This window comes from Paraburkholderia sp. BR10937 (assembly GCF_040965695.1).
Classification (GTDB): Bacteria; Pseudomonadota; Gammaproteobacteria; order Burkholderiales; family Burkholderiaceae; genus Paraburkholderia.
This window is the reverse complement of the sequence record NZ_JBFRCL010000076.1, coordinates 19,202-38,313: the sequence shown is the minus strand read 5'-3', so window position 1 is coordinate 38,313 and position 19,112 is coordinate 19,202. Positions and strand designations below refer to the sequence as shown.

General features: G+C 65.0%; 25 protein-coding genes, 1 tRNA gene and 1 riboswitch. Of the genes, 14 read left to right on the top strand and 12 right to left on the bottom strand.

The annotated features are described in order from the left end of the window. Positions 1-175: 175 nt before the first annotated feature. Positions 176-976: an IclR family transcriptional regulator gene (locus AB4Y44_RS37895; protein ID WP_342921137.1), complete on the bottom strand. Its 801-nt coding sequence runs from the start codon at positions 974-976 to the stop codon at positions 176-178. 127 nt (positions 977-1,103) lie between these two features. Here AB4Y44_RS37895 and AB4Y44_RS37890 point away from each other — a divergent pair, with 127 nt between their 5' ends. Next, positions 1,104-2,294 carry an acyl-CoA dehydrogenase gene (locus AB4Y44_RS37890; protein WP_368702366.1) on the top strand — a complete coding sequence of 397 codons (1,191 nt, stop codon included), beginning with the start codon at positions 1,104-1,106 and terminating at the stop codon, positions 2,292-2,294. A 107-nt stretch (positions 2,295-2,401) separates the two neighbouring features. Here the strand turns inward: AB4Y44_RS37890 and AB4Y44_RS37885 are convergent, their stop codons facing one another. Further along, positions 2,402-3,040 (bottom strand): peroxiredoxin, encoded by a 639-nt coding sequence (locus AB4Y44_RS37885; protein WP_368702365.1) that lies wholly within the window; start codon positions 3,038-3,040, stop codon positions 2,402-2,404. Between the two features lie 360 nt (positions 3,041-3,400). Between AB4Y44_RS37885 and AB4Y44_RS37880 the strand changes: the two genes are divergently transcribed. The 3 genes from AB4Y44_RS37880 to AB4Y44_RS37870 all read left to right on the top strand — a co-directional run bounded on the left by AB4Y44_RS37880 (position 3,401) and on the right by AB4Y44_RS37870 (position 4,776). After that, a complete protein-coding gene (locus AB4Y44_RS37880) occupies positions 3,401-3,703 on the top strand; it encodes a YqjD family protein (RefSeq protein WP_007584918.1) in 303 nt (100 codons plus the stop codon). A 203-nt stretch (positions 3,704-3,906) separates the two neighbouring features. After that, positions 3,907-4,293 (top strand): phage holin family protein, encoded by a 387-nt coding sequence (locus AB4Y44_RS37875; RefSeq protein WP_028205315.1) that lies wholly within the window; start codon positions 3,907-3,909, stop codon positions 4,291-4,293. 15 nt (positions 4,294-4,308) lie between these two features. After that, on the top strand, positions 4,309-4,776 hold the full coding sequence (locus tag AB4Y44_RS37870) for a DUF3318 domain-containing protein (RefSeq protein WP_368702364.1): 468 nt from the start codon (positions 4,309-4,311) through the stop codon (positions 4,774-4,776). A 30-nt stretch (positions 4,777-4,806) separates the two neighbouring features. Here AB4Y44_RS37870 and AB4Y44_RS37865 read toward each other — a convergent pair whose 3' ends face one another. The 7 genes from AB4Y44_RS37865 to glyA form a co-directional block, all read right to left on the bottom strand. Beyond that, positions 4,807-5,238 carry a type IV pilin protein gene (locus tag AB4Y44_RS37865; RefSeq protein WP_368702363.1) on the bottom strand — a complete coding sequence of 144 codons (432 nt, stop codon included), beginning with the start codon at positions 5,236-5,238 and terminating at the stop codon, positions 4,807-4,809. A gap of 20 nt (positions 5,239-5,258) precedes the next feature. Beyond that, entirely contained in the window at positions 5,259-5,795 is a 537-nt protein-coding gene (locus AB4Y44_RS37860; protein WP_368702362.1) for a hypothetical protein, read from the bottom strand. Further along, positions 5,792-6,583, bottom strand: a complete 792-nt coding sequence (locus AB4Y44_RS37855; protein WP_368702361.1) for a PilW family protein — start codon at positions 6,581-6,583, stop codon at positions 5,792-5,794. Before AB4Y44_RS37855 ends, AB4Y44_RS37860 begins: the two co-directional genes overlap by 4 nt. Next, positions 6,580-7,008 carry a hypothetical protein gene (locus AB4Y44_RS37850; protein WP_368702360.1) on the bottom strand — a complete coding sequence of 143 codons (429 nt, stop codon included), beginning with the start codon at positions 7,006-7,008 and terminating at the stop codon, positions 6,580-6,582. Before AB4Y44_RS37850 ends, AB4Y44_RS37855 begins: the two co-directional genes overlap by 4 nt. Beyond that, a complete protein-coding gene (locus AB4Y44_RS37845) occupies positions 7,005-7,541 on the bottom strand; it encodes a GspH/FimT family pseudopilin (protein WP_368702359.1) in 537 nt (178 codons plus the stop codon). The genes AB4Y44_RS37850 and AB4Y44_RS37845 overlap by 4 nt, the downstream gene beginning before the upstream one ends. A gap of 157 nt (positions 7,542-7,698) precedes the next feature. Next, entirely contained in the window at positions 7,699-8,178 is a 480-nt protein-coding gene (nrdR, locus tag AB4Y44_RS37840; protein WP_342921144.1) for a transcriptional regulator NrdR, read from the bottom strand. A 15-nt stretch (positions 8,179-8,193) separates the two neighbouring features. Then, positions 8,194-9,441 carry a serine hydroxymethyltransferase gene (glyA, locus tag AB4Y44_RS37835; RefSeq protein ID WP_028205321.1) on the bottom strand — a complete coding sequence of 416 codons (1,248 nt, stop codon included), beginning with the start codon at positions 9,439-9,441 and terminating at the stop codon, positions 8,194-8,196. A gap of 160 nt (positions 9,442-9,601) precedes the next feature. Beyond that, positions 9,602-9,739, bottom strand: a riboswitch (ZMP/ZTP riboswitch). A 197-nt stretch (positions 9,740-9,936) separates the two neighbouring features. On the opposite strand from glyA, the gene ydfG reads away from it, so the two are divergent. The 10 genes from ydfG (at position 9,937) to AB4Y44_RS37785 (ending at position 17,128) form a co-directional block, all read left to right on the top strand. Further along, positions 9,937-10,683 carry a bifunctional NADP-dependent 3-hydroxy acid dehydrogenase/3-hydroxypropionate dehydrogenase YdfG gene (gene ydfG / locus AB4Y44_RS37830; protein ID WP_368687631.1) on the top strand — a complete coding sequence of 249 codons (747 nt, stop codon included), beginning with the start codon at positions 9,937-9,939 and terminating at the stop codon, positions 10,681-10,683. A 68-nt stretch (positions 10,684-10,751) separates the two neighbouring features. Further along, on the top strand, positions 10,752-11,246 hold the full coding sequence (ybgC, locus tag AB4Y44_RS37825; protein ID WP_069262809.1) for a tol-pal system-associated acyl-CoA thioesterase: 495 nt from the start codon (positions 10,752-10,754) through the stop codon (positions 11,244-11,246). 154 nt (positions 11,247-11,400) lie between these two features. Beyond that, positions 11,401-12,078 (top strand): protein TolQ, encoded by a 678-nt coding sequence (tolQ, locus tag AB4Y44_RS37820; RefSeq protein WP_028205324.1) that lies wholly within the window; start codon positions 11,401-11,403, stop codon positions 12,076-12,078. 24 nt (positions 12,079-12,102) lie between these two features. Beyond that, positions 12,103-12,549 (top strand): protein TolR, encoded by a 447-nt coding sequence (gene tolR / locus AB4Y44_RS37815; protein WP_035513412.1) that lies wholly within the window; start codon positions 12,103-12,105, stop codon positions 12,547-12,549. Then, positions 12,546-13,541, top strand: a complete 996-nt coding sequence (tolA, locus tag AB4Y44_RS37810) for a cell envelope integrity protein TolA (RefSeq protein ID WP_368702358.1) — start codon at positions 12,546-12,548, stop codon at positions 13,539-13,541. The genes tolR and tolA overlap by 4 nt, the downstream gene beginning before the upstream one ends. A 136-nt stretch (positions 13,542-13,677) precedes the next feature. Beyond that, positions 13,678-14,970 (top strand): Tol-Pal system beta propeller repeat protein TolB, encoded by a 1,293-nt coding sequence (gene tolB / locus AB4Y44_RS37805; protein ID WP_342921148.1) that lies wholly within the window; start codon positions 13,678-13,680, stop codon positions 14,968-14,970. 17 nt (positions 14,971-14,987) lie between these two features. After that, the gene (gene pal / locus AB4Y44_RS37800) at positions 14,988-15,494 is read left to right on the top strand and encodes a peptidoglycan-associated lipoprotein Pal (protein WP_042266217.1); all 507 of its coding nucleotides are present in this window, start codon (positions 14,988-14,990) and stop codon (positions 15,492-15,494) included. Between the two features lie 23 nt (positions 15,495-15,517). Next, complete coding sequence (gene ybgF / locus AB4Y44_RS37795) at positions 15,518-16,267, top strand: tol-pal system protein YbgF (RefSeq protein WP_368702357.1); 750 nt, start codon at positions 15,518-15,520, stop codon at positions 16,265-16,267. Positions 16,268-16,443: 176 nt separating this feature from the next. Next, a tRNA-Lys gene (locus AB4Y44_RS37790) sits at positions 16,444-16,519 on the top strand. A 162-nt stretch (positions 16,520-16,681) separates the two neighbouring features. Beyond that, on the top strand, positions 16,682-17,128 hold the full coding sequence (locus tag AB4Y44_RS37785) for a hypothetical protein (protein ID WP_368702356.1): 447 nt from the start codon (positions 16,682-16,684) through the stop codon (positions 17,126-17,128). Between the two features lie 105 nt (positions 17,129-17,233). Here AB4Y44_RS37785 and AB4Y44_RS37780 read toward each other — a convergent pair whose 3' ends face one another. The 3 genes from AB4Y44_RS37780 to AB4Y44_RS37770 form a co-directional block, all read right to left on the bottom strand. After that, complete coding sequence (locus AB4Y44_RS37780) at positions 17,234-17,824, bottom strand: YceI family protein (RefSeq protein ID WP_342921151.1); 591 nt, start codon at positions 17,822-17,824, stop codon at positions 17,234-17,236. Positions 17,825-17,878: 54 nt separating this feature from the next. Then, positions 17,879-18,466 carry a YceI family protein gene (locus AB4Y44_RS37775; protein WP_342921152.1) on the bottom strand — a complete coding sequence of 196 codons (588 nt, stop codon included), beginning with the start codon at positions 18,464-18,466 and terminating at the stop codon, positions 17,879-17,881. Positions 18,467-18,527: 61 nt separating this feature from the next. Further along, entirely contained in the window at positions 18,528-19,091 is a 564-nt protein-coding gene (locus tag AB4Y44_RS37770; RefSeq protein WP_342921153.1) for a cytochrome b, read from the bottom strand. Between the last annotated feature and the right edge of the window lie 21 nt (positions 19,092-19,112).

Genomic DNA, 19,112 nt, shown 5'->3' with positions numbered 1-19,112 from the left:
GCGGGAGCGGCTGAAGTCTCTTCCCAACGAAAAACGACCCGGCCGCGCATGCGACCGGGTCGTCAAGTCCCGCCCCTCGCGTTACTCCGTTCGGTACCTTAAAAAAGACCTTAACTGAACGGCATTAACCCGAAGGTCGGCTTTTTTGTGCCCGCTGCCGCGCGCGGCTCGCGCGTCAGACCGTTTCGCCGAGACGACGCGCCAGCGACTTCAGGAGCGGCGCCACGCGCTCGCGAAACACCTCGGGCCCCATCGACGAAGCCGGCCCGCTGCAACTGAGCACGAGCCAGCGACGCTCGCGCGGCTCGCGAAACGGCACCGCCACGGCGTTGACGTCTTCGTGCCAGTCGCGAAACGAATAGCAGCACCCTTCCTTGCCGAACACCTCGATCTCGCGTTTCGCGGCCGCAACCAACGCCGGCCCTTCGGCGCCCGCTGTCTTCTCCAGTTCTGCGAACAACGCCATCCGCACATCGATGGGCTGCACGGCCAGATAGGCGCGGCCCATCGAGCTCGTGAGCATCGAGAGCCGCGAGCCCGAGGCGAGGCCGAGCGTGAGCGCCGTCTCGCTGCGGATCGTCTCCAGATAGACCACGTCGAGGCCGTCGCGGCACCCCAGCGACACCGCGGCGCCCACCTCGCGCGCGAATACGCGCATATGCGGGCGTGCGAGTTCGAGCGTGTCCGTGCCCGAGAGCAGCGCGAAGCCGAGTGACAGCACCCCGGCGTCGAGCGCATATTTGCCTAGCGATTCGTCAAAGCGCAGATAGCCGAGCACGGTCAGCGTGTACGCGAGCCGGTTCACGGTCGCCTTGGGCAGGCCCGTGCGCTCGACGAAGTCGCGGTTGCCGAGCAGCGTCTCGCCGGGACGGAATGCGCGCAGCAGGTCGAGCCCGCGGGCGAGCGCCACGACGAACTTGCGCTCGTCGATCGGCCCCTCGGCCAGCGAAGCAGAAAAAGAGGAGGTCGTAGTCATTCCGGATGCAGACATGGGCGCCCTGGTGCTACACTAAAGTCAATTTGCAAAACATTGTTCCGCATAGCGGAACTCAGGTCAAGCGCAAATTTGCCCATTTCAAGGATTTGAGGAAAGGAGAGACACCATGGCCGCACACGCCCAGTTCCATTGGGAAGACCCGCTACTGCTCGACCAGCAGCTCACCGAAGAGGAGCGCATGGTGCGCGACGCCGCCGCCGCGTACGCCCAGGACAAGCTCGCGCCGCGCGTGCTGGAAGCGTTCCGCCACGAGAAGACGGACGCCTCGATCTTCCGCGAGATGGGCGAAGTCGGCCTGCTCGGCCCGACGATTCCCGAGCAATACGGCGGCCCCGGCCTCAATTACGTCGCCTATGGTCTGATCGCGCGCGAAGTGGAGCGCATCGACTCGGGCTATCGCTCGATGATGTCGGTGCAGTCGTCGCTCGTGATGGTGCCGATCTTCGAATTCGGCTCGGAAGCGCAAAGGCAGAAGTACCTGCCCAAGCTCGCGAGCGGCGAGTGGATCGGCTGCTTCGGTCTCACGGAGCCGAACCACGGCTCGGACCCGGGCAGCATGGTCACGCGTGCGAAGAAGGTGAACGGCGGCTATTCGCTCTCGGGCGCGAAGATGTGGATCACGAACTCGCCGATCGCCGATGTGTTCGTCGTCTGGGCGAAGCTCGAGGAAGACGGCAAGGACGACATCCGCGGCTTCATCCTGGAGAAGGGCTGGAAGGGTCTGTCGGCGCCGGCCATCCATGGCAAGGTGGGTCTGCGCGCCTCGATCACCGGCGAAATCGTGCTCGACGAAGTGTTCGTGCCGGAAGAGAACCTCATGCCGGGCGTGCAGGGCCTGCGCGGTCCGTTCACCTGCCTGAACTCGGCGCGCTACGGCATTGCCTGGGGCGCGCTCGGCGCCGCGGAATCGTGCTGGCACACCGCGCGCCAGTACGTGCTCGACCGCAAGCAGTTCGGCCGCCCGCTTGCCGCGAACCAGTTGATCCAGAAGAAGCTCGCCGACATGCAAACGGAAATCACGCTCGGGCTACAGGGCTGCCTGCGTCTTGGCCGCATGAAGGACGAAGGCACGGCGGCCGTCGAGATCACGTCGATCATGAAGCGCAACTCGTGCGGCAAGTCGCTCGACATCGCGCGTCTCGCCCGCGACATGCTGGGCGGCAACGGTATCTCTGACGAGTTCGGCGTGGCGCGCCACCTCGTGAACCTCGAAGTCGTGAACACGTACGAGGGCACGCACGATATCCACGCGCTGATCCTCGGCCGCGCACAAACGGGCATTCAGGCGTTCTTCTGATCGCTGCCCTGCCCGGCATCGCCGGCGCATAAAAAAACGCCGCACGATTCGTTTCGTGCGGCGTTTTTGTTTTGGCGCCCCTTCCGCGCGCACGCTGGCCGAACGGCTTACTTGTTCGGCTGCGGCGTCATGCGCAGATACGGACGCAGGGCCTTGTAGCCCTTCGGGAATTTCTGCTTGAGGACTTCTTCGTCCTTCAGCGACGGCACGATCACGACGTCGTCGCCCTGCTTCCAGTTGCCGGGCGTCGCGACCTGATAGTTGTCAGTGAGCTGCAGCGAGTCGATCACGCGCAGCACCTCGTCGAAGTTGCGGCCCGTGCTCGCCGGATAGGTGATGATGAGGCGCACCTTCCTGTTCGGGTCGATCACGAAGAGCGAGCGTACGGTCAGTGTCTCATTCGCGTTCGGATGGATCATGTCGTACAGCGTGGACACCTTGCGGTCGCCGTCCGCGAGAATCGGGAAGCCGACGTTCGCGGCCTGCGTCTCGTTGATGTCCTTGATCCACTCGTTGTGCGACTGGGCGCTATCCACCGAAAGCGCAATCGTCTTCACGTTGCGCTTCTCGAATTCGTCCTTGAGTTTGGCGGTCAGGCCAAGCTCGGTCGTGCAGACCGGCGTGAAGTCGGCCGGGTGTGAAAACAGCACGCCCCAGCTATTGCCGAGCCACTCGTGAAACTTGATGCGGCCAATGCTCGAATCCTGCTCGAAGTCGGGTGCGATATCGCCAAGACGTAGACTCATGGTGCGGTTCCTTTGAACGAGGTGAACGGGATTGATCGAAACGGCGCGCGCGGCCCGTTGATCCAGTAGACGTTTACAACACTCAAGCATACAGGCCCAGGTTGCGCCCCGCGAACGAACATCGCCTCACACCGGTATGAGTTTTTGTAATTTTGAGCCGGTTGGAGGAAACTTTAGGTGCCGGATCAAATCAATGACTCTCACCTCGCGATTTTTTGTGAGCGGGATCCAGAACCCCGTCCACGCACGCTCGCGGGAACGGATCGTGCGAATTTGCAGGTCGTGGCGGCGCGCCACGCTTGCCAGCGCCCGTATCTTTGTTACGATTCACGCGTGATGTGACACGATGGGAGCCAGTCAATGTCAGAGGTCAACAAGGAGAGGCTGATGTCCGATATCAAAACCGTCCTCGCGGATGCAGAGGACCTGCTCAAGCAGGCTGCGAGCGCTACGGGCGAGCGCGCTTCGGAGTTGCGCGAAACGGCACTCTCGCGTCTGAAGCAGGCAAAAGAGAAGGCCGCCGACGTCCAGGTGGTCGTGGTCGAGAAAGGCAAGAAAGCGGCACGCGCCACCGACGACTATGTCCACGAGCATCCGTGGGCGTCGATCGGGATCGCCGCCGGCGTAGGCGTGCTGGTCGGTTTGCTGATCAACCGCAAATAAAGCGGCTCGCCGCACCACGCGGACGGTCTCCGGGCCGCCCGCGCGGCGCGCTCGACCCGCAGCCGGCTGCGCTTGCCTCACGAATTTGCGCTGACGCGGCCCGCCGCGCCGACAGGTCTCGCCGGGCGATCGAGCCCGCTGTTTTTTCTTGCGTTCTTTCTTGCGGATTGCTCGGGCATCCGCCTGCGCCACCTGCCATCGCCATGACGACAGACACCCACTCGCAGCGACACGAACACGGGCCGTTGCGCCGACTGCTCGGCTCCGCGTCCGCGATGCTACAGACGCGGCTAGAACTGATCGGCATCGAACTCGCCGAGGAGAAGGACCGCCTCATCGGCGTGCTCTTCCTTGGCCTCGCGGGGATGATGTTCGCGATGCTTGCCCTGATCGCGCTCACGGCGCTCGTTGCCATCGCCTTCTGGGACACATACCGCTGGGAGGCGCTCGCCGGTCTCACGATCGTCTATGCGATCGCGGCGATTTTCTGCGGCCTGAAGGCGCGTCGCGGGCTGCACACCGCGCCGCTCGTCTTCCAGGCGACGCTCGAGGAATTCGAGAAAGATCGAGACGCCCTGCGCAACCCCTAGCCGCGAGCCGACGCCATGAACCAACCCCGACCGGACACTGCTTTTCGCCCCCCCCGCGGCCGCGCACATGACCTCTCGACGCCGCAGTTGCGCGCCCTGCGCAAGGAACTGCTGCTCGTGCGCGCGAGCGTCGAGCGCGCCGAAATGGCCGAAGCGCTCGTGGACATCCGCGCGACGGTTACGAACTTCAGCTGGCTGCGCTTCGTGGTGCCCGGATTCGGTCGCTCTGGCGGCGGCGTGGCTTCCGGCCTCGGCAGCCTGCTCAAGGAATATCCGCTGGTCAGTTCGCTCATCTCGCTCATCGTGGCGAAGCCGCTGCGGACGAGCATCGTTTCGGCGGCACGCCCCGTGATCAAGTGGGGCGGCCTCGCCTTTACGGCGTGGGAAGCGTATCGCGTGTGGCAGCAGGTGCGGCGCCAGCGCGGCACCTCGGCGAACCCGCCTGCCCGCGACAGGTCCGACGAAGACGACCTCACCGGCTAACGGCCGCCCGCGACCGCCCCTCCAGGCCGTTCACCGGTCTCTCCAGCACATCTGCGTCGCCGCCGCGACCGCGCCAACGCCTGCCGCGTGATTGCTGCGCGCGCCGGTTGCATCGAGCACGAAGGCGCCGCACGCATCGTCACGCATCGGTCCCGCTTCCACCGGATCGGCTACGAGGGCGTAGCCGCCGTTGGAATCGTCGGCGGGCATGAGACGCAGGCGGTAGACGGGCGTTCCCGTCGGCGGAGCCTGGTCGAACCCAGTGGGCAAAAGCGCCATCGACACGCTCTGCGTATCGACGAGTTGCGCTGCGCGATAAAGCGCGGCCACGGCGTCGATGCGATGTCCCCGCGCGATCTGCGCGCTCCACCCCGGCATCGCGAAGGCGGCGACGATAGCGGCCACCGCCAGCGCGATGACCAGTTCGAGCAGTGTGAACGCGTTGTACCGGTTGCTCTTCACCTTTCCTCCCGTTGGCGTCGTCAAAATGGCCTCGCGACGACGCGACGCCAGTGATGCTCGATGCGCGTCGCGTCACCCTCGGTTTCGATGACCACCTGGTCCTGCAGCCAGCTTTGCGTGTCTTCCGTTGCACCGAACCCTCGCGCCGTGACGAGATATGCGCGAACCAGCGGACGGCTCTCGATGCGCCAGGCCTCGACGATGCATTGCGGCAAGCGCACGGACCCCGGCCACGCGGCAACGGGCACGACCGCCTGCCGCTCGAAGCTGTCCCGCCGCCGCCACGCTTGCGGCTCGCCGGGCTGCGTGGCCGCCACAGGCGCGGCCAGCGAGCCATTCGTCAGCGCACGCGAGCACAACACGAGCGCGGCGTCGGCGGCATGGAAGGACTGCAGATGATCGGCGACGGCATCCGCGTTGCGCCGCGCGAGCAGCGCGGCCTCGAACCATGCCGCCGAGGTCACGAGCATCATCGCGACGACGAGCAGCACGACCGGGAGCGCCACGCCCCGACACGCGGCGCGTGTGCGACGCTTCCCGCCCACGCGCGTTCTCATGACGCTGCCGGCACAACGTTGCGCAGCACGATGTGCCGCCAGAACGCCTGTCGCGCACGCCCATCCGCGCCGACAGCCTGCACACCATCGCAATCGACGTAGTGCATGCGCCGCGCAAAGGCCGCCCCGTGCACCAGCACACACAGATCGATCGCCACGACCGACGCCCACTGATCGCGCGTGAGCGCCGAAGCCTCGACCGCCTGCGCCGCGCCCGCCGTCCAGTAGCGCAGGCGCAAACGCTCGACGCCCTCGACGAGCGGCTGCGGCTTGCCGGAGCCCGCGCAGTAAAGCTCGCTCCCGCGAGTCGTCTGGCTCGCCACATCGGCGTAATAGCGGTTCACGATTTCCACGCCTGCCACGCCACCCCCCTGCCCGAGGCAGTCGGTTACCTGGCCGTTTACGGTGGGCCACGTCGATACACTGTCGCCTTGATAGCGCACGGCCAACCCATCGGAACGGCTCGACAGCGGCCCGCAGACAAGCGCCGCATCGGCGTCGGTCGGGCGCCCTGCCGGGCAGCCGAAGATCGCTGGGCCGGCAAGGGGCGAGCGTGCGTCCGCGGCAACAAATCCGGCCATCTGGATCTGCTCGCCGATCAGCATCAACGCATTCATGCCGGCCTCGTGGATGTGCGCGGCGTCGTTCGCCTGCGCATAGGCCTGGCGCTGCGTGCGATAAACCGAGAGCGCACCAAGCGTCACCACGAGGCCCAGCGACACGGCGATCGTCAGTTCGAGCAGGGTGTGGCCGGCCTGCTGGCGCACGTGGGCGAAACGCTTGTTCATCGCAAAAACGCCAGCGCGACGCAGGCGCGTCCGGCGGGCGACGTGGCATCGAGACACGGCGCAACCCGCGAAACCGCGGTCGATCCCGACCCTGCGCCGAGCGGTGTCGCCGCCCAACTCACGGACGCGATCGATGCGTCGCCGCCCGCGCTCGACAAGGTCAGCCGCCCTTCGGGCACGACGCTCGCCGCCAGCGCCTTCCATCGATCAGCCGCTGCGGGCGTTGCCCCCGCCACGTGCGCCACTTCGGCCATGGCGTCAGCGGCAAAGGCCGCGCGCTCGCGCGCCGCTGCCAGTTGCGCATGCCGGATCAGCCCGAGTTGCGTGCTCATCAGGCCGAGCCCGCACATCGCCATGACGCCGAGCGCAATGGCGACTTCCAGCAGCGTCGACCCGCGCGCGCCGCGCTCGCTCACGCGGCTCATGACGCCCCCGTGCATGCGCCGTCGCTGATGCGTGCCCGGCCCCCCTGCGCGATGCGTATGCAGCGCCGCCAGCCCGCGCCGCGTTGAGCCGCCGACGGCGCCCGCGGGGCAATCTCGAAGTTGCGCAAGCTGCCGATGGTCTGCCCCGCCGGCGGCGAAAACGTGATGGCAGCGAGCCCCGACGCCACGGAAATCGCGTCGAGCGCCGGCTGGTTGCGCAACGAGATAGACGCTCCGGCGCGCTCGATCATGACGGCCCAGCCGCAGGACCAGTCGGCAATGCCGGACGGACACGCTTTGGCCGCCTCGAGGCAATGGTGCGCGGCGCCGACGCGACAAACGGTAACGCGCGACTTGCGCCGTATGGCCTCGTTGCGTGCGTAGGCAAGCGTGCCGAGCAGGGCATTGGCGCGCGCGTCGACCTGATCGCGTACGCGCCACGCGGTGAAAACGGGCGTGGAAACCGTTGCGCAGATCGCCAGCAGGACGATGACGACCATCGTCTCAATGAGCGTGAATCCTCCGGACTTCATGAGCAATCCTTAGTTCGAGCGGATTGCCATCAATCTACGGACGAAAGCGAAACGAAACAATTAGCCGAACGGCTAGCTGGTGCGCGCAGCGTCGGCTCGCGAGAATGCGAGCGTTACGACCGCGGCCTGGCAGGGAGGAAGAAAAATGCGGATGCGCTCAGCGCTTTTTCGCGGGGTTGTTGGCACCCGCGCGGCGGAATTCCTCGATCACGTCTTCGAATTCGGAGACGTCCTCGAAGCGTCGGTACACCGAAGCAAACCGTACGAACGCGACCTTGTCGAGTTCGCGCAACTCGTCCATGACGAGCTCGCCAAGGCGCTCGCTGCGCACTTCGCGCTCGCCGCTGCCGAGCAGTTGATACTCGATACGGGCAACCGCCGCGTCGATCGCATCGGCCGCAACCGGGCGCTTGCGCAGCGCCAGTTGCATGCTCGCCATGATCTTGCGGCGGTCGAATTCCGTGCGGCTGCCATCCTTCTTGACGATCGAAGGCATCGCCAGCTCGACCCGCTCGTACGTCGTGAAACGCTTGTCGCAGGCAGGGCAGCGGCGGCGGCGCCGGATCGCGGCGCCGTCTTCGGACACACGCGAGTCGACGACCTGCGTGTCTTCGTGCCGGCAAAAGGGGCAGCGCATGGGTTGTCGCGTGACTTAGCGGTAAACCGGGAAACGCTTCGTCAGCTCGGCAACCTGCGCCTTCACGCGCTCGATCGTCGCGGCGTCTTCCGGATTGTCGAGCACGTCGGCAATCAGGTTGCCCACCTGCTCGGCTTCCTTCACGCCAAAGCCGCGCGTCGTCATGGCCGGCGAACCGAGGCGGATACCGCTCGTCACGAACGGCTTTTCCGGGTCGTTCGGGATCGCGTTCTTGTTGACCGTGATGTGCGCGGTGCCGAGCACGGCTTCCGCCGCCTTGCCGGTGATGTTCTTGGCGCGCAGGTCCACCAGCATCACGTGGCTTTCCGTGCGGCCCGAAACGATGCGCAGACCGCGCTTGACCAGCGTTTCCGCCAGCACGCGCGCGTTGTCGACCACTTGCTGCTGGTAGGTCTTGAATTCCGGCGAGAGCGCTTCCTTGAACGCCACGGCCTTGCCGGCAATGACGTGCATGAGCGGACCGCCCTGGATGCCCGGGAAGATGGCCGAGTTGATCTGCTTTTCGAACTCCGCCTTCATCAGGATCACGCCGCCGCGCGGGCCGCGCAGGCTCTTGTGGGTGGTCGTGGTGACGAAGTCGGCGTGCGGCACCGGGTTCGGGTAGACGCCCGCGGCGATGAGGCCGGCGTAGTGCGCCATGTCGACCATGAAGTACGCGCCGACCGCCTTGGCAACCTTGGCGATGCGCTCGAAGTCGATACGCAGCGCGAATGCCGACGCACCGGCGATGATCAACTTCGGCTTGGTCTCGTGCGCGCGCTTTTCGAGCGCTTCGTAGTCGATGTCTTCCTTGGCGTCGAGGCCGTAGCTCACGACGTTGAACCACTTGCCGCTCATGTTCAGCGCCATGCCGTGCGTGAGGTGGCCGCCTTCGGCGAGGCTCATGCCCATGATGGTGTCGCCCGGCTTGAGCACGGCGAAGAACACGCCCTGGTTGGCCTGCGAGCCCGAGTTCGGCTGAACGTTCGCGGCTTCGGCGCCGAACAGCTGCTTCACGCGGTCGATCGCGAGCTGCTCGACGATATCCACGTTTTCGCAGCCGCCGTAATAGCGCTTACCGGGGTAGCCTTCGGCGTACTTGTTGGTGAGCTGCGAGCCCTGCGCGGCCATGACCGCGGGCGAGGTGTAGTTTTCCGACGCGATGAGCTCGATGTGCTCTTCCTGGCGGCGGTTCTCGAGTTCGATCGCCTTGAAGAGTTCGGGATCGACGTTGGCGATGGTGCTTTCGGCTCTGTCAAACATACGGATTCCGTTAAGTGTGTTCAGGTTGACCGGGTCTCGCGCGGAACGCGTAGCGGGTACGCGGCGCTGCTGGCGAAGAGGCCAGCCTTGACGTGGCGGAAGGGGGTGCCGCACACGCGAGGCAGGACAGCCTCCGCAGCGCAAACGAAAGCGCGCGAAATCAGGCTGCCCAGGCGAACGGCAAAACGGCACCCTGCGCTTCACGGTGGGTCGTTCCACCTTGGGTCCCCAATAACGAGCGCATGGCTACCGCCAATGCCGCCATTCCGGAACCCTATCGCCAGTCACGCAGGGATTGAGCGCGTTAGTGTATTGGAACGGCAGGGAATAGGCAACCGCCCGCCCCCAGTGCGCCCGGGCGTCCCGGGGCCTGCGGCGCGCCGGGCGGCGGCGCCGGCCATGCGGCCCGCGCGCGTACTGTCCCTTTCTTGCCGCAATGCGGCATTGCAAGTAGGCTCTCCCCTTTTCTCGCCTTCTACCGACCAGAGAGCCACCATGATCGTTTTCGTCACCGGCGCGTCCGCAGGATTCGGCGCCGCCATCGCCCGCGCCTTCGTGAAGGGCGGACATCGCGTCGTCGCCACGGCTCGCCGCAAGGACCGCCTCGACGCCCTCGCCGCCGAACTCGGCGACGCCCTCCTGCCCATCGAGCTCGACGTGCGCGACCGCGCGGCGGTCGAGGCCGCGCCCGGCGCGCTGCCGCCCGGGTTCGCCGGCATCGACGTGCTGGTCAACAATGCCGGCCTCGCGCTCGGCGTGGAGCCGGCACAGAAGGCCGACCTCGACGAGTGGGAAACCATGATCGACACCAACTGCACGGGCCTCGTGCAGGTCACTCACGCGTTTTTGCCCGGCATGGTCGAGCGCAACCGCGGCCACATTTTCAACCTCGGTTCGGTGGCGGGCCGCTGGCCGTATGCGGGCGGCAACGTCTATGGCGCGACCAAGGCGTTCGTGCGCCAGTTCAGCCTGAACCTGCGCGCAGACCTCGCGGGCACGGCACTGCGCGTGACCGACATCGAGCCTGGCCTGTGCGGCGGCACCGAGTTCTCGAACGTGCGCTTTCGCGGCGACGACACCCGGGCGGCCGGCGTCTACAAGGACGTGCAGCCGCTCACGGCGGAGGACATCGCCGATTCGATCTACTGGATCGCCACACGCCCCGCGCATGTCAACATCAACACGATCGAACTGATGCCCGTCGCCCAGACGTTCGCCGGCACCAGTATCCACCGCGGCTAAAAATACCTTACAAATTTAATACTTACGTCAGTCGTACGAAAGACGTAGGGGCCTCGCGTTCCGGTAGAATGCGCGGCATGGAAAATTCCACCAGCAAGCCGGACGCGGCGTCGTCACCGGCCGGGCGCGGCTTTACGTGGCCGGTGCGCGTCTACTACGAGGACACCGACGCCGGTGGCATCGTGTTTTACGCGAATTACCTGAAGTTCTTCGAACGCGCGCGCACCGAATGGCTGCGCGCGTGCGGCGTCGATCAGCGTCGGCTCGCCGAGGAAACGGGCGTGCTTTTCGTCGTGCGCAGCACCGCGCTCGACTACCGTTCGCCCGCGCGCCTCGACGACGTCGTCACCACTGTCAGCCGCGTCGAGAAGCTGGGCCGCGCCTCGGTCGACTTCATGCAGGAGGCGTGGCGCGAAAACACGCTGCTCGCCACGGGCACCATTCGTGTTGCCTGCGTCGACAGCACGGCCATGCGGCCCGCACCCATTCCGGCCCCCGTTCATGAAGCCTTGCAGCGGGGACCCCAGAAAGACCTGTACGCCGTGTCAACGGCAGTGCAGTAATTACCGTTGATACGACGCCAGTGAACTCGCGCCGGTCAATGCAGGACCAAGCAGGGTTCGGCCGCGACGGCGCGCGAGCTTCCCAACCGCCTACAGGAAGCCTTGCGTCGTCTTGCAGCCGCTCGCCCCTTTCGGGACGTCACAACGAACCTATATGAACACTACACAAGATCTGTCGATCATTTCTCTCGTTCTTAATGCGAGCATACTGGCACAGGCGGTGATGGGGCTTCTTCTGCTCATGTCGCTGATTTCCTGGACTTTCATCTTCCGCAAGTGGTTTGCGATCCGCCGGGCGCGCTCCCAGACAGAGCGCTTCGAGCGCGACTTCTGGTCAGGCGGCGACCTGCAGGCGCTCTACCAGAGCGCAGCCAACAACCGTCACACGATCGGCGCGCTCGAGCGTATCTTTGAGTCGGGCATGCGCGAATTCCTGAAGGCGAAAGAGAAGCGCCTGAACGATCCGAGTCTCGTGCTCGACGGCGCCCGCCGCGCGATGCGCGCCGCCTTCCAGCGCGAAATGGATGCGCTCGAGGCGAACCTCTCGTTCCTCGCTTCGGTCGGCTCGGTGAGCCCGTACATCGGTCTTTTCGGCACGGTCTGGGGGATCATGAACGCGTTCCGCGGTCTCGCGAACGTGCAGCAGGCCACGCTCGCGAACGTCGCGCCCGGCATCGCCGAAGCGCTGACGGCGACCGCGATCGGTCTGTTCGCCGCCATTCCGGCGGTGGTCGCGTACAACAGCTACGCGCACGACATCGACCGTCTGGCGATCCGCTTCGAAACCTTCATCGAAGAGTTTTCGAACATCCTGCAGCGTCAGGCCCACTAATCTTCACGAAGCAAGGAGTCGAAGATGGGAGGCTCAGTCCGTTCGAGCATGCGAGGCAGCCGCTCGCGCCGTGCGATGGCCGACATCAACGTCGTGCCGTACATCGACGTGATGCTGGTGTTGCTCGTGATCTTCATGGTGACCGCGCCGCTCGTGGCGCCGTCCATCGTCAATCTGCCGACCGTCGGCGGCGCGTCGCAGCAGCAGCAGGTGCCGCCCGTCGTGGTCAATATTCGCCCCGACGGCAATCTGAGCGTACGCTACAAGGATGACTCCGGCGCCACGCAGCAGCAGACCATGACGCGCGCCGATCTCAACGGCTTCGTCGCCGATCGCGAGCAGAGCCATCCCGACCAGCCCGTCGTGATCGCCGCCGACAAGTCCGTCAAATACGAGACGGTGATGAACGTGATGTCCGATCTGAAGTCGCATGGCGTCAAACGTGTCGGACTGCTCGTCAAATCGCAATGATCCGCAAGAACGATTCGTATCCGCTGCAGCCTCCGCGAGAGCGTGGCACGGGACGTGCTATCGCCCTCGCGGTGCTCATGCACGTGCTGCTCGGTCTGTTCCTCTATCACGGCATCCACTGGCAGAACAGCACGCCGGCGGGTGAAGAGGCGGAACTGTGGACCGAGGTGCCGGACCTGTCGACACCGAAGCCGCTGCCGCCGCCCGCGCCGGTCGCCCCTGCCCCGCCGCCGCAAACCGAGGAAGCCGACATTGCGCTGCAACAGCAAAAGCGTAAGCAGCAGGAAGCGCAGCGCGAGGCGCAACTGGCCGAGCAGCAGCGGCTGAAAGCCCAGCAGGAAGCCGAAGCGAAGCGTCAGCAGCTCGCGGCCCAGCAGGCTGCGCAACTCGCCGCGCAGCAGAAGGCGGAAAAGCTCAAGCAGCAGCAGCAACAGCAGCAGGCCACGGCGGAGAAGCAAAAGCAGCAGCAACAGCAGCAGGACGCGCTCAAGAAGCAGCAGCAGGAAGAAGAGCAGCAGAAGCAGGCGAAGCTCGACGCGCAGAAGAAGGCCGACGCAGAGAAGGCGGCCAAGGCGAAGGCGCAAGCTGACGCCCAGGCGAAGAAGCTCGACGCGGAACGCCGCGCCCGCATCGCGCAGATGCAAGGCTCGATGGGCGGCGGCGAAGGCTCGAGCGGCAACGGGCTTGCGAAGAGCGGCACGGGCAGCGGCTCGGGCGGCAACGCGACGTCGCCGGGCTACGCCGACAAGGTGCGCCGCCGCGTGCGTCCGAACATCGTGTGGTCGGGCGAAACGTCGGGTCTCGAGACGGAGATCGCGGTGCGTTGCTCACCGACCGGCACGCTGCTTTCGGCAACGATCTCGCGCAGCAGCGGCAACTCGTCGTGGGACGACGCCGCGTTGCGGGCGGTCCAGCGCTCGGATCCGATGCCGGTCGATACCGACGGCAAGGCGCCTTCGAGCTTCAAGATCACCTTGCGCCCGGCAGGTTGATGGCGAGCGCAAGGCGCAGAAAGGTTGAGGAAAGCCGCCGCGCAACAGTGGCTAAAAAGGAACGATTCGAACGTTTTCGGGTCAGTCTGCTGTTGCGCGTTATGACAAAATTGCTTTTTTCAGGAAATATCACAGCATGACATTGATGACGAAGCTTGGCCTGCGAACCCTCGTCGCGTCCTGCCTGATCACGGCGGGCGGAGCGGCGAACGCACAACTCAACGTCCTCGTCACCGGCGTGGGCTCTACCCAGTTCCCCATCGCCACGGCTAACTTTGCCGGTGAAGCGAATTCGCCCGAGCAGGTCGCGGCCATCGTCCGCGCCGACCTGCAACGCAGCGGGAAATTCACCAATATCGACGCCGGCAGCGCACCGATCTCGGAAAACGACTCCGTCGACCTCGGCAGCTGGAAGGCCAAGGGCGCCAATGCGTTCGTTGCGGGCAGCGTGAACAAGCTCGCCAACGGCCAGTACGAAGTGCGTTTCAAGCTCTACGACACCGTGAAGGGCGAAAGCCTCGGCGGCCTCGTGCTCACGAGCCCGGCAAGCGGCCTGCGCATGAGCGCACACAAGGTTGCCGACTACATCTATCAGAAGCTGCTCGGCGATCGCGGCGTGTTCGCCACGCGTCTTTCGTACGTGATCAAGACGGGCGGCCGCTTCCAGTTGCAGGTTTCGGACTCCGATGGACAAGACGCGCACATCGCGCTGTCGAGCCCCGAGCCGATCATCTCGCCGTCCTGGTCGCCCGACGGCACCAAGGTCGCTTACGTATCTTTCGAAAAGAAGAAGCCGATCGTCTACGTGCATGACCTGCCGACGGGTCGCCGCGTGATCATTTCGGACCAGAAGGGCAACAATTCGGCGCCGGCCTGGTCTCCCGACGGCCGCACGCTCGCGGTAGCACTGTCGCGCACGGGCAACACGCAGATCTTCGCCGTCAATGCCGACGGCTCCGGCCTGCACCGCCTCACGCAAGGCACGACGATCGACACCGAACCCAACTACTCTCCTGACGGACGCTGGATTTATTTCACGAGCGACCGCGGCGGCCAGCCTCAGATTTACAAGATGCCGGCCCAGGGCGAAAGCGCCGGAGCGGCACAGCGTGTGACGTTCACGGGCAACTACAACACGAGCCCGAAGGTCAGCCCGGACGGTAAGCAACTGGCGTACATCTCACGCACGGGCGGCGGATTTAAGCTGTACATTCAAGATCTGCAGTCCGGTGTCGCCACGGCGCTCACTGACACGACACATGACGAATCGCCCAGCTTCGCGGCGAACGGTCAGTACATTCTTTACGCCACACAGGTGAACGGCCGTGGCGTGCTGGCCGCAGTATCGACCGACGGTCGTACGCGGCAAATCCTGTCCGTTCAGGGCGGCAGCGTACGCGAGCCGTCCTGGGGTCCCTTTATGCAATAACACTTCAGGAGAGAAAAATGATGTCGAAGAAAGTACGCCTGGCCTTGGCCGTTTTGATGATCGGTGCACTGGCAGCGTGCAAGTCGGGTGTCAAGGAAACGAACCCGAACGCCGGTGCGATGAACACCCAGCCGAACCCGAACGCGGTCGCCCAGGTGAACGTCGATGAGCTGAACAACCCGAACAGCCCGCTCGCCAAGCGCAGCGTGTACTTCGATTTCGACAGCTACGCCGTCAAGGACGACTACCAGTCGCTGCTGCAAGCTCACGCACAGTACCTCAAGACGCACCCGGAACGTCACGTCCTGATCCAGGGCAACACCGACGAGCGCGGCACGAGCGAATACAACCTGGCGCTGGGTCAAAAGCGTGCTGAAGCGGTCCGTCGCGCCCTCTCGCTGATGGGCGTGCCCGATTCGCAAATGGAAGCTGTCAGCCTCGGTAAGGAAAAGCCGGTCGCAACGGGCCACGACGAAGCATCGTGGGCGCAGAACCGCCGTGCTGACCTCGTGTATCAACAGTAATTGAGCATTGGATGAAGGGGCGTATGTCGCACCGTTTCTCCCCGCTGCGCGTAGCCGCAGCCGCTTGCGTGGCTGGCGTCGCCTTTGCGGCGCTGCCAGCTCACGCGGGTATCTTCGATGACGATCAGGCGCGCCAGGCGATTCTCGACCTGCGCGCGAAAACGGACAGCCTGTCCAGCCAGCTGTCCGCCGCTCAACGCACGATCCTCGACCAGTCCAACCACCTCGATCAGCTCAACCAGCAGGTCGCGACGTTGCGCGGACAGAACGAGGATATCGCGAACCAGTTGGCGACCCTGCAGAAGCAACAGAAGGACTACTACACGGATCTCGACACGCGACTCAAGAAGTTCGAGCCGCAGCAGGAGACCGTGGACGGCATGCAAGGCACGGTTCAGCCGGGCGAGATGGACGCGTTCAACGCCGCTTCGCAGCAGTTCCGCAACGGCGACTTCAAGAACGCGGCGGCATCGTTCCGCAGCTTCATCGCGAAGTTCCCGCAGAGTCCTTACCAGCCGACCGCGCAGTACTGGCTCGGCAACGCGCTCTATGCGCTGAAGGACTACAAGGGGTCGACCGCGACGTGGCAGAACGTCGTCAACAAATACCCGCAGCATCCGCGCGCCCCCGAGGCGCTGCTGGCCATCGCGAACAACCAGATCGAGCAGGGGCAAAAGGCTGCGGCCAAACGCACGCTCGAACAGGTCGTTTCGCAGTACGGCAACTCGGATGTCGCCCAGACGGCGCAGAGCAAGCTTGCACAGCTCAAATAAGCGCTGCTGGCTGGTTTTGGCGTGACGTGGCGCTGGCGTAATGCCAAAGCCGCGAAACGCGCCTCTCGCATACAGGGAAGGCCCGGGGCACGGCGTGCTCCGGGCGCTTCCATCGGTTTTATGACGGCAAAAGTTGACGTATTGACCGGGCGCCGCTATAATCCCGCTTCTCTTTTGGGTCGTTAGCTCAGCTGGTAGAGCAGCGGACTTTTAATCCGTTGGTCACAGGTTCGAATCCCGTACGGCCTACCAAAGCATCAAACAGAAAGCCCAGTCTCCGGACTGGGCTTTTTGCTTTGCAGCGTACGGCGCAAGCTCAGGCGGTTTGAGTGACTCGGCGCGCGAGCATGCACCCCAGCTTGTATACTCCCTCCTCCCCCGCCGTCCCATCCTCGCTGCACAGGCCACGTCATCATGAAGTTCACGACCCTTGCCTGCGCCCTGCTCGCGCTATTCTGGCTCAGTCTGCGCGTTCAGGCGCAAATCCAGCCGCGACCCGAAGACTACGCATACCTGCGCCGCATTCGCGTGCCCGACGCCGTCGTCAATTGCGTTGCCGCGCTCGACCAGTGGGTGCACAAGGCGCAGCGCTACGATTCGCTGCTCGTGCCCGATCGGCGCGCGCTCTCGGCGACGATCGAGCAGCCCGCGCCCACCAATGCCACGCCCGCGCCCGCCGCGAGCGACACGCTCACGCCGGTCCCGTCCATCGACACGCTGATCCATCTGCGCGCCTTCGCCAAGGTCCGCGGCAAGTACGCCTGGGTGCCCGTGAAGGCCACCTGCGGCATCTGGCATTCGCACGTCGTCGATGTTGCGCTGTCGCCGCGCAGCACGCACGCAACCTCGCCGATCCACTGACGACACTTCGTCGTCCTTATCGCTGCCCGCACCAAAAAAAGCCCGCGCGCCTGACAGCGCACGGGCTTCGCATCGAGCGACGCGCGGTCCATGCCGCGCGCGCACTCAGTCTGCCTTGACGCCTTCCACCTGGATCTGCAGCGTCGTCGCCGTCTTGAAGCCATACGACTGGCCCCAGTTCACGCCGTAGTCCGCACGGTCGAATTGCGCCGACGCGTCCGCGCCGCACACTTCACGCTTGAGCATCGGGTTCTGGAAGCACTTGAACGAGTCGATCTTCAGGTTCAGCGGCTTGGTCACGCCATGCAGCGTGAACGTGCCGATTACTTCCACGGGCTTGTCGCCGTCGAAGCGGATCGACGTGCCCTTGTAGGTGGCCGTCGGGTACTTCGCGGTGTCGAGGAATTCGGCCGAGCTCACGTGCTTGTCGAGCTTCGCGTTGCCGGTATCGATCGACGCTGCGTCGATCGTCACGTCCACCGTGCCCGTCTTCGCCTCGCGATCGAGCGTGACCGTGCCCGAGCTCTTCGTGAACTTGCCGCGCCACACCGAGACGCCGCCGAAGTGATCGGCTTCGAAGCTCGGATACGTGTGCATCGGGTCGAGGTTATAGGTCGTGGCGGCTGCGAGCGCCGGCGTGGCGACGAAGGCGGCGAACGAGGCGGCAACGGCCGCGGCGAAAATCGTGGTCTTCATGAATCGATTCCTGGTGCGAGAGAAACGGGATAAAAAAGCGCTGCCGTACGCGCGTCAGTGCGCGGCGGACACGATGTGAAACTTGATCTGCACGTCGTCGGCGACGATCGAGGTGTCCTTCCACTCGCCCGAGCCGATGCCGTACGCGAGACGCTTGATGGGCAGCGTGCCGTCGAACACCTGGGTGGCGCCGTCCTTGCGGTACTGCACCGGCACGACGACATCGGTCGTCTTGCCCTTGATGGTCAGCTTGCCAGCCACCGTGAACGCGCCGTTCGCGCCGGCTTTGATCTGCGTGGAGACGAAGGTCGCGTGCGGGAAATGCGAGGCGTCGAACCACTCGTCGCCGGCAACTTCCTTGTTGTATTCCGGCGCGCCGAGGTCGAAGCTCGCCACCTCGACGTCGAGCTTCGCGCTCGACGCCGCGACGTTCGCCGGATCGAAGCGCACGTCGGCGGTGAAGTGATTGAAGCGGCCTTCGACCGGCACGTTCATCTGCTTGAACACGGCGCTCACGGAGTTCTTCGCGGCTTCGGCCGCGGCGTTGGCGTTGCTGGCGAAGGTCGTGGCAAACGCCGCGCCGGCGGCGAGCGCCGCGCCGAGCGCGACGACGGAGGCGGAATGGGCAAGACGCTGGATCATGGGCAGTCGGTCCAAGGTGGGAGGCATCGGGAAATGGAGTCGGCGCATGCGCGCCGCGAAGTCAGTCACGCGGTGTGCCGAACGGCAGCATGCGCGAGAGGATGTTCTGTCGGTCGATCAGCTGATGCTTGATGACGGCGAGCACGTGCAGCACGACGACGGTGAGCAAGGTGTAGTTCAACGAGATATGCACGACGCGCAGCACACCCTTGAGCGCGGTGTCGGGGCCGATCAGCACGGGCATCGGCCAGATGCCGAGGTACACGACCTGGATGCCGGCCGCCGAGCTATAGAGGTAGCCCGTCACGGGAATCGCGACCATCAGCACATAAAGCGCGGTGTGGCCCAGGTGCGCGGCGAGCCGTTCCCAGCCATGCATGGAGCCAGGCATCGCGGGCGCGGTGTGCGTGACGCGCCAGAGAATGCGCACGAGCACGAGCGCGAGCACGGTCACGCCAATCCACTTGTGCCACGAGAAGTAGCGCAGCTTGGTGGGCGTGATGCCGGGAATGTCGGTCATGATCCAGCCGAGCGCAAAGCCCCAGACGATCAGCGCAGCGATCAGCCAGTGCAGCAGCATGGCGACGCCGTTATAGCGCTCGGCGGGCTTGACGTTAGGGTTCATCGGCATACGACTCCATTATTC